The 11,040-nt window shown below is 59.4% G+C and carries 10 protein-coding genes and 1 pseudogene; 10 read left to right on the top strand and 1 reads right to left on the bottom strand.

Annotation, left to right across the window (positions count from 1 at the left end; translation table 11 throughout):
- Window positions 1-352 precede the first annotated feature (352 nt).
- The 7 genes and pseudogenes from U5A65_RS35760 to U5A65_RS35730 all read left to right on the top strand — a co-directional run.
- Window positions 353-721: pseudogene (locus U5A65_RS35760) on the top strand (cupin); the annotation flags it as partial.
- Between the two features lie 135 nt (window positions 722-856).
- Entirely contained in the window at window positions 857-1,234 is a 378-nt protein-coding gene (locus U5A65_RS35755) for a DUF3564 family protein (RefSeq protein ID WP_321949242.1), read from the top strand.
- A gap of 522 nt (window positions 1,235-1,756) precedes the next feature.
- Complete coding sequence (locus tag U5A65_RS35750) at window positions 1,757-1,939, top strand: hypothetical protein (protein ID WP_321935603.1); 183 nt, start codon at window positions 1,757-1,759, stop codon at window positions 1,937-1,939.
- 21 nt (window positions 1,940-1,960) lie between these two features.
- Window positions 1,961-3,307, top strand: a complete 1,347-nt coding sequence (locus U5A65_RS35745; RefSeq protein ID WP_321949205.1) for an MFS transporter — start codon at window positions 1,961-1,963, stop codon at window positions 3,305-3,307.
- 30 nt (window positions 3,308-3,337) lie between these two features.
- Window positions 3,338-3,997: an RraA family protein gene (locus U5A65_RS35740; protein ID WP_321949204.1), complete on the top strand. Its 660-nt coding sequence runs from the start codon at window positions 3,338-3,340 to the stop codon at window positions 3,995-3,997.
- Between the two features lie 76 nt (window positions 3,998-4,073).
- Complete coding sequence (locus U5A65_RS35735; protein WP_321949203.1) at window positions 4,074-4,868, top strand: class II aldolase/adducin family protein; 795 nt, start codon at window positions 4,074-4,076, stop codon at window positions 4,866-4,868.
- 50 nt (window positions 4,869-4,918) lie between these two features.
- Window positions 4,919-5,845, top strand: a complete 927-nt coding sequence (locus U5A65_RS35730) for a glyoxylate/hydroxypyruvate reductase A (RefSeq protein WP_321949202.1) — start codon at window positions 4,919-4,921, stop codon at window positions 5,843-5,845.
- A gap of 15 nt (window positions 5,846-5,860) precedes the next feature.
- Here the strand turns inward: U5A65_RS35730 and U5A65_RS35725 are convergent, their stop codons facing one another.
- Window positions 5,861-6,817, bottom strand: a complete 957-nt coding sequence (locus U5A65_RS35725) for a LysR family transcriptional regulator (RefSeq protein WP_321949201.1) — start codon at window positions 6,815-6,817, stop codon at window positions 5,861-5,863.
- Window positions 6,818-6,957: 140 nt separating this feature from the next.
- Here U5A65_RS35725 and U5A65_RS35720 point away from each other — a divergent pair, with 140 nt between their 5' ends.
- The 3 genes from U5A65_RS35720 (at window position 6,958) to U5A65_RS35710 (ending at window position 10,635) form a co-directional block, all read left to right on the top strand.
- Entirely contained in the window at window positions 6,958-8,187 is a 1,230-nt protein-coding gene (locus U5A65_RS35720; RefSeq protein WP_321949241.1) for a Zn-dependent hydrolase, read from the top strand.
- A 78-nt stretch (window positions 8,188-8,265) separates the two neighbouring features.
- Entirely contained in the window at window positions 8,266-9,180 is a 915-nt protein-coding gene (locus U5A65_RS35715; RefSeq protein ID WP_321949200.1) for an HpcH/HpaI aldolase/citrate lyase family protein, read from the top strand.
- A 135-nt stretch (window positions 9,181-9,315) separates the two neighbouring features.
- Complete coding sequence (locus tag U5A65_RS35710; protein ID WP_321949199.1) at window positions 9,316-10,635, top strand: MFS transporter; 1,320 nt, start codon at window positions 9,316-9,318, stop codon at window positions 10,633-10,635.
- The last annotated feature ends 405 nt before the right edge of the window (window positions 10,636-11,040 follow it).

Below are 11,040 nucleotides of genomic sequence, written 5' to 3'. Positions count from 1 at the left end.
CACCTGAATGAGCGCAGTCGATATGCCGCCCGAAGCGCCCTGCGCCAGCAAGGACGGTGGACGCTGCGCTCGTACTCTGCCGTTGACCGGGGCGCTCTCGCGAACTTTCACCACGTATCACATATGAGGCGAAGTGCCACGAGGGCTGGCTCTCGCGGAAACGGTGTACGTCAGCCAGAAGCGAGGCGTCGATGCGAGCCAGCCCACGGATAGCTCGAAGCCGATCTAGTTCTGTCACAAATCGGGAAACAGGGCACCCACCACCGGGTGCCAAGCCAAAATTAGGATGCTGGAACGCGTCGTGCTTGCTAAACCTGGTGCCTCTTCTTCCATCGCACTCGGGAGATCTGCCATGCAAACCGGACTTACCACGGGTCTTTCGCACGTCAAGCCGCAGGACACGTCATTCACGCGCACTGGGCTGCGCTATTTCTTTGTCTATCGTGATCTGGAAATCGTGAGGGTCACAGGTGGTCACGCAACTTTTTAGGGCAAATCTTGCGCCGAAGTTGGGCGCGGGCTGGCACCGGCATGAGGCAGATTTTCAAATCGTCAGCATGCTCAAAGACTGGGCGCGCTTCGTGTACGGCGACAAGGAAACGCTCGTCGAAGCGGGCGATTGCGTGCATCAGGCGCCGTCCTCTTCGAACACGAGCCAGACATCGAGTACATCAAAATCGTGAGCCCTGCCGAATTCAAATCGGTAGACGAGGAACCGCCGCGGCGCCCTAGTAAGTATAAAGCGGCAACAAGCGACACCCTGACGCATGTACAAGCTTGCCGCTGCACGTACAGTCGATATGTCCGCCGACTGCTGCAGCAGATCACGAAGCCACGAACACGACCGGAGAAATTCATGCGAATCACGCTCCATCTCGGCACTTTCGACCGTCTTGACCCGAGTGCCTATGCGATCCTTTGGCTCGACAACGACACCCACAAGTGGTCGCGCGAAGGTCATGCCGGCCTCCAATTTCCCGACTGGGGAAAGCTGCGGGTCGATGAGCGCGGCACGGTGGTGTGCGATCAGCATGATGCGCGCCCCCTGTTCATCCTCGACGGCCTCGCCATGGAAGCCCAAACTGGCCCGTTCGAGGGGGAATCAGGCGAGGCACTCTGGTGCTGCACTGAACGCGAAAGCGGATCAAGCGTTGTTGGGCACTGGCACGTGCAGTGCGTCGACAAGGACTCCGTGCTTGCCGAGCACAGCGTGTTCGCTGAGGACGAGATCTGACCTCGGGGCGCTCAGCCGTCTGACGTCGCAATCTTTCCGCATTCGGTATCGTGGGTGGAGGTGCTATGGGCTTGATGTGCAAGAAGATAAGTAGCTCGAATATATTCGAACCACCCGTAATAATACGAAATTTGTCAAAGCCATTTTCAGATGTCCGAAGCGGACATCTGAAAATAGCCTGAACAAGATGAAATTTCGGCAATTTCTATTATGTAAATGACATTATGGCCGAATCGCATACCATTCCGAAACCGTTTGCCGCGATCGACAAGATGGCGCGGAATCGCGCCTAGCATGACCGGAGAGGACTACGAGTCGTATTGCTTGAGCGTCGAGGCACTGATTAAGCCCTTGGGGCGCATCGATGGTGCAGACGTGGAATGTTGGATTTTTTCTGATCAGAGGTCTGAGTGGCGGCTGTTCCTGAAGCGACTTGACTGGGAATTCAAGGAGGAACAGCAGTAATTGGTGCTATCTCTTCGGGAAAACAGCTCAATAGTTAGGGCGAAGATGCACGCTAGTATGAAGGAAGGCAACAGACAAGCCGTCGCCGACGATGTCCTCACTACGGCGCATGAGCAGCCACCAGCAATCATCAACGCCATTAATACAAAGGATCAAAAAACACACTTTTACTTATTGTTTTTGGCTTCCGATAAAGGCGTCAGTGCCGTGCCCGTCGCGCGGCCTCTCACTCAACGCTGATCGCCCCATTCGGAGAACGCCATGGCCACGGTTCGACCCGCCGCCTCTTCCCCCGTGCATCACTCGCGCCCCAATGACATGAAACGCATCGCTATCGCGAGCGTGATTGGGACGACGGTCGAATGGTACGACCTATTCGTGTTTGCTACCGCCTCCGCTCTCGTCTTCAACAAGGTGTTCTTTCCGAGCTTCGTGCCGCTCGTCGGTACGCTGCTCGCTTTCGGCACATTCGCATCTGCGTATCTCGCGCGCATCGTCGGCGCGGCATTGTTCGGCCACTTCGGTGACCGCCTCGGCCGCAAATCGATGTTGCTGGTGTCGCTAATCTTGATGGGCTGCGCGACATTTACAATTGGCCTTCTACCCGGCTACAGCGCGATCGGGATCTGGGCACCCATTCTCCTGCTAACGCTACGCATCGTTCAGGGGCTGGCGCTTGGTGGCGAATGGGGCGGCGCGGTGCTAATGGCCGTCGAACACGCGCCTGCGAGCCGCCGCGGTCTATTTGGTTCGTGGGTACAGATCGGCGTGCCTGCGGGGACACTCATCGCGAACCTCGCATTCCTCGCTAGCAGCGCCGCACTTTCGCCTGCCGATTTGCTCTCGTGGGGCTGGCGCATACCCTTCCTCGCGAGCGCGCTGCTCGTTGGCTTCGGCCTTTACATCCGCCTGAACACGTCCGAGACACCGAGCTTCGAAAAGCTCAAGGACACGAGCGCGCACGTCGAGCTGCCACTCGCGACCGTATTCAGTCGCTACGGAAAGCAGGTTGTGCTCGGCGGCATCGCAACAATGTCGACCGGCACCTCGTTCAATATGATGGTTGCATTCGGCCTCACGTACGGAACCCAAACCCTCGGCTTCTCGCGCAGTGCAATGCTCTCCATCGCATTGTTCGCCTGTGCCACGTGCATCGCTATGCTGCCCATCTTCGGCAGACTATCCGATCGTATTGGTCGCAAGCCGGTAATCATCGGCGGCATCCTCGCCGAGGCGCTGCTCGCGTTCCCGATGTTTTGGCTACTCGACACTCGCGAGTTCGTATTCGCGCTCGCTGGCTACCTGCTGATGATGACTGCGTTCGCGGCAAACTATGGGCCGATCGCGACGTTTCTCGCTGAGCTATTCGGCACCGAAGTGCGTTACTCAGGCCTGTCGGTCAGCTACATGCTGTCTGGCCTGCTCGGAAGCGCTGCCACACCAATCGTCACGACCGCTTTGCTCGCCGCCACCGGTCGCGGGTCGTCAGTCGCCTGGTTCATGGTCGTATCCGCGCTGGTGTCTGCCGCCGCGTTACTCTTGTTGACCGAAACGCTTAAGCGCGATCTCACTGTCAGCCCTAACGCCACGACATCAGACCGCGCGTGACGTGCTCGCAATATGGACGGGACGACCACCATGACAGTCACACTCGATCAATCGCTCGCACAACGTCTGCGCGACGTCAGCCTGCCCACACTCGGCCACTACCTTGAAGCAGGCTTCGCGAGCTACGCACTCAGGGCACTTGTACCGAACGTGAAGGTCGTCGGCCGCGCTGTCACGCTCCAGTTGCATAGCCCTGACGCGATTGCCGTCAATCGCGCGTTGGCACAATTGACGCCCGGTGATGTGCTCGTAATCGACATGCAAGGTGATCACGAACACGCTTGCGTGGGCGCAGTTACGGCAACCGCTGCGCAGTGTGCGGGAGCGGAGGGAATCGTGATCAACGGCGTCGCTACCGATCTTGTTGAATTGCGGCAGATAGGGCTCCCTGTGTTCGCACTCGGCACAAGTGCACTGACAACCAAGCGGCTCGACGACAACCTGAGCGGGTTCAACGTACCGGTACAGTGCGGCGGCGTAACCGTCGCTCCAGGATCGATTGTCATCGCCGACGACAATGGGGTTCTCGTCTCCGACACCGAATCGCTCTTGATGGTCATCGACGCAGCGCTGGCATCCGACCGTGCGGAACCCGGCATCCTTGCTCGCCTGCGCGCAGGCGAGCAAGTGCGCGACATTCTAGTGTGCACGACGCCACAGACCATTCGCGCGTCTAATGCAGACCATTAGAACATTGAAATTGACGCAGCACCCCGACTGAGCGAAAACTACCCAACCCCATCCGCACGAACAAAGAGAGCCACTGATGGAATCCCTCGAAGCTACGCACTCGAATACCGGCACGCATGACTACGCGCCCGAGGAATGGGCAATCCGTACCGACCTTGCTGCGCTCTACCGCCTCGTCGCGCATTTCCGCATGACGGACATGATCGACACGCACATTTCCGCACGCTTGCCAGGAGACACTCCGACGTTCCTTATCAACCGCTACGGCATACTTTTCCATGAGATGCGAGCGTCGGATCTGGTAAAAATCGACGCGCACGGTAACGTGGTCGACGAACGCGCAAGAGACAATCCCGAGCGCTTTCGCGTGAACGCGGCGGGCTTCACAATCCACTCTGCCATCCACTCTGCACGCGCCGACCTGCATTTTGTCGTGCACACGCATACGGCATCCGGCATCGCGGTATCTGCCCAGGAACGCGGTCTTCTGCCGATCAGTCAGCATGCGTTGAAGTTCTACGATAACCTCGCCTACCACGACTACGAAGGTATAGCCCTCGACCTCGAAGAGCGCGAGCGCCTCGTGCACGACCTCGGTTTGCATAAGGCGATGATTCTCCGTAATCACGGCCTGCTCGCGGGAGGCGCGACAGCCGCCGAGGCGTTCCATGAAATCTACTTTCTCGAGCGCGCGTGCCAGGCACAGGTACAGGCAATGGCAGGCGGTTGCAAACTAATCGTCCCAACGCCTGACGTCTGCCGGCGCACGGCTGGTCAGTTCAAGCGCGACGATTCAGCCGAAATCGCAGAGACTGCGTGGCGCGCGGCACTCCGCCTGATTGACGATCCGACGTCCGACTACCGAAGCTGATTCTATCCGTCACGAACTGGTGCCTTGCACCGGTGTATGCCCTCTTCCTCATGACAACCATCGCACTCCTTAGCAAAAGCTACGACATGTCCCATCTTGTCGACCCAATCCAGCGCGCCGCCCCCTGGTTGCAGGTCGTCTTGCACGACGAACCCGGCGCCGCTGACGCGGAAATCGTCGCCTGTTGGGATCCACCACATGGCGCGCTCGCCTCGATGCCGAACCTGCGACTCATCCACAGTATCGCCGCCGGCGTAGACAACATCCTTGCGGATCCCGCGCTGCCAACGCTACCGTTGTGTCGAGTCGTCGACCCCCAGCACGCACGCGGCATGAGCGAATTCGTTACCTGGGGCGTACTACATTTCCATAGACGACTCGACCTGGTACTGGGCAACCAGCGCGATGCGCGCTGGTTTCGTCCAGCTCAAGCTCACCCCTCCGAATGCAAGGTCGGCATCATGGGGCTCGGAGAAATCGGTGGGCGCGTCGCCCTCGATCTTCGACAGCTTGGCTTTACGGTACGTGGATGGGCGCGGCAGGCGCGCGCGCTTCCCGGTGTCGAGATTTTCGAGCACGAGGCCGGCCTGCACACGTTTCTCGCGGACACCGACATTCTCATCTGCCTGCTGCCACTCACGAGCGAAACGCGCGGCATCCTGAACGCGGCAACATTCGGTGCACTGAAACCCGGCTCGAAGCTGATTCACGTCGGACGCGGGGAGCATCTTGTAGTACCCGATCTCGCTGCAGCACTGGGTAGTGGGCAGCTAGGCGGTGCGATAGTCGACGTATTCCCGGTCGAGCCGCTTCCGGTCGACGACCCTCTGTGGCGTGTGCCAAACCTGATCGTCACGCCACACATGGCGTCAGTCGCAAGCTCAGACACGATTGGCCTGCAGGTTGCGCAGAACGTACGTCGGCTGCTGGACGGTGAACCGCTAAGCAACGTGGTTGACGTCGCGCGCGGCTATTGAGCCGACGGCTCACTCTCAGGACTTCCCAACCGGGGCTGCCTGTTCGTCGAGGAACGCGTTTAGTGCATCGACAAAGGCAGACTCAGCTGCACTCAGCCTGCGGTCCTCTGCCCAGAGAAAATGGATATCGACGTCGGCGACGCCGCCTTCCGGCGGCAACTGTCGAAACTGACCTTGTGCGACTTCATTGCGGACAATGTGTTCCGGCATACAACCGATGCCGAACCCCGAAAAAATGAAGCGCCTGACCTCGGCCATATTCGCTGACGTAGCGATAACGGGCCCCGTGAGGCCCATTTCGTCACGGAAGATCGTTAGCAGTGACATATGGTCACCGAGCTTGTCGCCAGAGAACGAAACGAATGGTTGACCCGTGAGTTCGTCGAGCCTGATGTCGTCGCGGTCGAACAGAGGATGGTGCCTGCCGCAGAAAAGCGCATACCTTTCTCGCTGAAATATTCGGCCATCGATTCGCTTTGGCAGCGCGCGGCGCGGCGTCAGGCCAATCGTCGACGCCTTCTGCTGCAGGCTGTTGACAACGTCCGCGCTTCGCATCACCTGACTTTCGAATTCGATGCGCGGAAAGTTACGGTGAAACTCCGCAAGGAAGTCGTCATATGCGGGGAAATCAACGCCGCTCACCATTGCGATCCGTACCGTGCCGGAGATGTCGTGATCGGCGTCGACATCGGCAAGCGTGAGTCGCGAAATTGTGCCGTAGATGTCTTCCGCGATCTTCTGCACTTCGATGCCGGCCTGCGTCACTGCAATTCGAGGCCCGTGCCGATCGACGAGTCGCAGGTTCAGTTGCTCCTCGAGCCTGCGCAGCGCCTGACTCACGGCAGGCTGTGTGAGATGGAGACGCACGGCAGCGCGGCTCACACTTTTCTCTCGCGCGATGGCGAGGAAGGTACGGAGCAAGTTCCAGTCGAGTCGGTCGTTCAGGTAGGTGTCGGGACGGTCTTTGCTCACGGTAGCTCTCACGCACTTAAGTATTCTTGAAAATTATACTCAGGATAAGAATTAGAAATTGGACTAATTTTTTTGAATTTCCGATAAAGACGTCATGACGACCCCCGCCCTTTCAAGGCCAAACAAACGGAACCCTGATGATGCTCAAGATCAATTCAGACCGGCTCTGGCAGAGCCTCATGGACATGGCAAAAGTTGGCGCAACCGCGAAAGGTGGCGTACGCCGCCTCGCCCTGACGGAAGCAGATACGGCAGGACGCGCACTCTTCGAGACCTGGTGCAGAGACGCGGGGCTCACGCTGTCCGTCGATCGCGTTGGAAACTTGTTCGCACGTCGCGCCGGCCGCAGTGAAGACGCGGCCCCTGTGGCCAGCGGTAGCCACCTGGATACGCAGCCTGAAGGCGGCCGCTTTGATGGCGTGTACGGCGTGCTTTCTGCGCTCGAGGTCATACGCACGCTGAACGACGCTGGCATCGAAACTGAACGACCGCTGGAAATCGTCGTGTGGACCAACGAAGAAGGCGCGCGCTTTACGCCCGCTATGCTTGGGTCGGCTGCGTTCACGGGAGCCATGGCGCTCCACTCCGCGCTCGAATCGCGCGACGCAGCTGGAACTAGCGTCGCCGAGGCACTTCGTGCTTCCGGTTATGCAGGCGAGCGCGCGGTCCCTGGCACCGTATTCGATGCCTATTTTGAAGCGCACATCGAGCAAGGGCCTGTACTCGAGGAAAGCGGAGTGCCGGTCGGTGTCGTCACGGGCGGTCAAGCGATCCGCTGGCTCGATGTACGCGTCACGGGTCAGGCAGCGCATGCGGGTACGACACCAATGCAGTACCGAAAGGACGCACTCTTCGCTGCAGCTGACATGGCCGGCGAACTCGAATCCATCGTCGTGGACTTCTTCCCGCAGGGCCTGGCAACAATCGGCGAATGGCAGATCCCTAACGCATCGCGCAATACGATTGCCGGCGATGTTGCGTTCACGGTCGACCTGCGCCATCCACACGACAGTGCAATTGCTGACATGGAGACCGAGGTCCGCGCGCGGTTCGGCTCGGTAGCCACACGTCGAGGCGTCAGCGTTGAAATTAGCCAGCACTGGGTCAGCCCCGCGACCCCGTTCGATCTGGCCTGCGTCGACGCTGTGCAGCGCGCGGTCGACGCCCTCGACTACCCGAACCAGCGCATTATCAGCGGCGCTGGGCACGATGCAATCCATCTCGCGAAGTATTGCCCGACGGCCATGGTCTTCATCCCGTGCGTCGGGGGACTGAGTCACAATGAAGCCGAAGATGCGCTCCCGACTGACGTCGCGCGCGGTGCGGATGTCTTGCTGCACGCGATGCTTGAGCGTGCTGCGGCGGTGTGACTATTCCAAAGCGCCATTAGCCCACTACTCACTCCGTCATTCGTGGCGCCACCAGTCCTTTTGCGAGATCGTCAGTTAATGCCTGCACCCTATTCTGCCCGCCCGCTTGCCGCGCTGCGACGCGTGTGGCTCTTTGTACCTGGAGCGAATACTGCCGCACACGCCGCCGCGCTCCAATCACAAGCCGATGTGATCGTTGCCGACCTCGAGGAAATGACCGCTCCTACTGATCGGCCGGCCGCTCGCGAGCGTATCGTCGCACTACTTGCCGACGCCGCTACCTGCGGCGCGGTCGGCGCCGTCCGCATCAACCTGCTGGAGCACGACGGTTACGCCGATCTCGAAGGCGTGATGGCGGGACGGCCGAGCGCCATCTTCCTTCCGCATGCGGAAACGCCCGAGCAAATTGCGGTGCTCGCCGAAGCGCTTACCCAACTGGAGGCCCGCTACGGCATTCGCCACGAGGCGACAGAGATAGTTCCGACGATTGAATCAGCGCGCGGGCTGGTTCATCTCGCAGCGATACTGAACGCAAGCCCGCGCATACGGTATGCAATGCTCGCGGTCGAAGACCTCGCCTCGAGCCTGGGCGCGCGCCGCACGCCCGGTGGACTCGAATTGCTACACGCGCGCAGCCGCTTCTTGATCGACTGCATCGCGGCCGGTCGCAAGCCGATCGACCTGCCGTGCACCTACCGCGCGACCGATGTTCTTGCTCTCGACCTCGAGACATCGACACAACTTGGCTTCCGGTCGAAATGTGCAGTGTTCCTCGATCACGTCGATCCAATCAATCAAGCCCTAACTCCATCCGAGGCGGACGCATGTGGGGCGCAAGCGGTACTGGACGCGCATCGCGAACAGACCACAATCGGTGATCGCAGAACGAGCGGCTGGATCGACGCGCCAGACGCGAACAACGCACGACGCGTTCTCGAGCGCTACGAGGAATCCCTGCACGTCCGTCAGCGGCTGGGCACGCAGGAAGCATAAGCAACGCTAATGCTCTCGATTATTGACCAGAATTTTACATACGCATATCGGCGAGGGATAAACCAACTAGCTGTGTCGTGAACATCACGTCCAGTGCCGCCACTTCGCGCCGCAAGACGACCAACAGGACAGCCCATGTCTCACCCAGCCCCAACCACCACTTCGCAGCCGGTACGCGCCGCAACGGCGGCTTTTATCGGAACCGCCGTCGAGTTCTACGATTACTACACGTATGCCACGGCCGCTGCGCTCGTGCTTGGAGACGTATTCTTCCCGAGCAGTAACCATTTTCTGAGCACCATGGCGTCGTTCGGCACGTTTTTTGTCGGCTTCGTCGCGCGGCCCTTGAGCGGAGCTGTGTTTGGGCACCTCGGCGACCGAGTGGGTCGCAAAAAGATGCTCCTGCTCACAATGTTCCTTATGGGCGTTGCGACGACCGCCATCGGCCTGCTACCCGGCTACGCGTCCATTGGTGTGTGGGCACCGATCCTGCTGGTGTTACTGCGAATCTTGCAAGGTATCGCGGTCGGAGGCGAATGGGGAGGCGCCGTGTTGATGGCCAGCGAACACGCGCCGCAGGGCCGCAAGACGTTCTTTGCCTCCTTCCCACAGATGGGCAGCCCGGCGGGTTTGATCCTGTCGATTCTCGCATTCCGGGCCGTAACGTCGCTCGATCACGAAAGCTTTCTCGCATGGGGCTGGCGCTTGCCGTTCCTCGCGAGTTTTGTCTTGTTGATAATCGGCATGGCGATCCGTCTTGGCGTCAAGGAGTCGCCGGAATTTGAGCGAGTGCGAAGCACCCAGGCAGTTGCAACATACCCGGTCGCAGAAGTTCTGCGCACTGCCTGGAAGCCGATTTTGTTTGCGGCCGCCGCGACCACAATCGGCTCCGCCGGCTTCTTCTTCACCAACACGTTCATGATCTCCTATGTGACGACGTATCTTGGTATGTCCAAGTCGTTCATCCTCGACTGTCTGTTCGTCGTCACCATAATCCAACTGCTCTCGCAACCCGTCTCCGCCTTGCTCGCGCAGCGATTTGGCGAGACACGTTTCCTCACGTACGCGGCGATACTGTCAATGTTGACGCCGTACCCGATGTTCCTGCTCGTGCAAATGAAGAATCCAATTGCGATCGTCGCAGGCGTCGCGTTCGCGGTCGTCACTCTGTCGGCGATTTACGCGGTCATCGCCGGCTTCATTACGCCTGCGTTCCCGACCCGAGTCCGCTATTCCGGCATCTCTATCGCCTATCAGCTCTGCACGACAGTCGCGGGCGGCACGACCCCTCTGATCGGGACGTTGCTCGCGCAAAAGTACCACGGCGAATGGCTGCCCCTAGCGCTGTACTTCTCACTTCTGTCATTTGTCTCACTTATCGGAATCGTCGGATTAGGCCGATATCACGAAGCGCAATCCGAGTGCGAAGCGAATACACTTGGTGCACAAGTGTAGGTGAATACAAGTCAGAACTCCCGTTAAAGACACGCTCAGCATCGTGTAGCCGCAGGAGGTAAGGGCGTTTATTGCGTACTCACTTTTACCGAGGACCGTGGTGCACGACGCGGAGCGCGGTCCCGAACATCGGTGTGCGGATCATCGTAATCCGAGGGCTAACATTAAAAGTACCCTACATTGCGTTACCACTCGTCGCCCCCCGCGCGCGACAGTGCCTCACGCAATCGCAAGAGGCACTGTCGATATCCCGCTTGCCCCACCTTGCTCCTGCTCGCCCGTCGCTCAATAGGTGTGCTAGCGGAATCAAAGAATACGTTGAACACGTTAGCAAAACCAACGGAAATCAAATTGTTCGACCTCCGTACGCTGTCTGGCCCGGGCGAGGCGCCCGCATAGCGACAC

The organism is Paraburkholderia sp. J10-1, assembly GCF_905220165.1.
Taxonomy (GTDB): domain Bacteria; phylum Pseudomonadota; class Gammaproteobacteria; order Burkholderiales; family Burkholderiaceae; genus Paraburkholderia.
This window is presented reverse-complemented; position numbering and strand designations above follow the sequence as displayed.

Coding starts and splice junctions, on each gene's coding strand:
- U5A65_RS35755 (WP_321949242.1), top strand. CDS start 857: ATGCGAATCACGCTCCATCTCGGCACTTTCGACCGTCTTGACCCGAGT.
- U5A65_RS35750 (WP_321935603.1), top strand. CDS start 1,757: ATGAAGGAAGGCAACAGACAAGCCGTCGCCGACGATGTCCTCACTACG.
- U5A65_RS35745 (WP_321949205.1), top strand. CDS start 1,961: ATGGCCACGGTTCGACCCGCCGCCTCTTCCCCCGTGCATCACTCGCGC.
- U5A65_RS35740 (WP_321949204.1), top strand. CDS start 3,338: ATGACAGTCACACTCGATCAATCGCTCGCACAACGTCTGCGCGACGTC.
- U5A65_RS35735 (WP_321949203.1), top strand. CDS start 4,074: ATGGAATCCCTCGAAGCTACGCACTCGAATACCGGCACGCATGACTAC.
- U5A65_RS35730 (WP_321949202.1), top strand. CDS start 4,919: ATGACAACCATCGCACTCCTTAGCAAAAGCTACGACATGTCCCATCTT.
- U5A65_RS35720 (WP_321949241.1), top strand. CDS start 6,958: ATGCTCAAGATCAATTCAGACCGGCTCTGGCAGAGCCTCATGGACATG.
- U5A65_RS35715 (WP_321949200.1), top strand. CDS start 8,266: ATGCCTGCACCCTATTCTGCCCGCCCGCTTGCCGCGCTGCGACGCGTG.
- U5A65_RS35710 (WP_321949199.1), top strand. CDS start 9,316: ATGTCTCACCCAGCCCCAACCACCACTTCGCAGCCGGTACGCGCCGCA.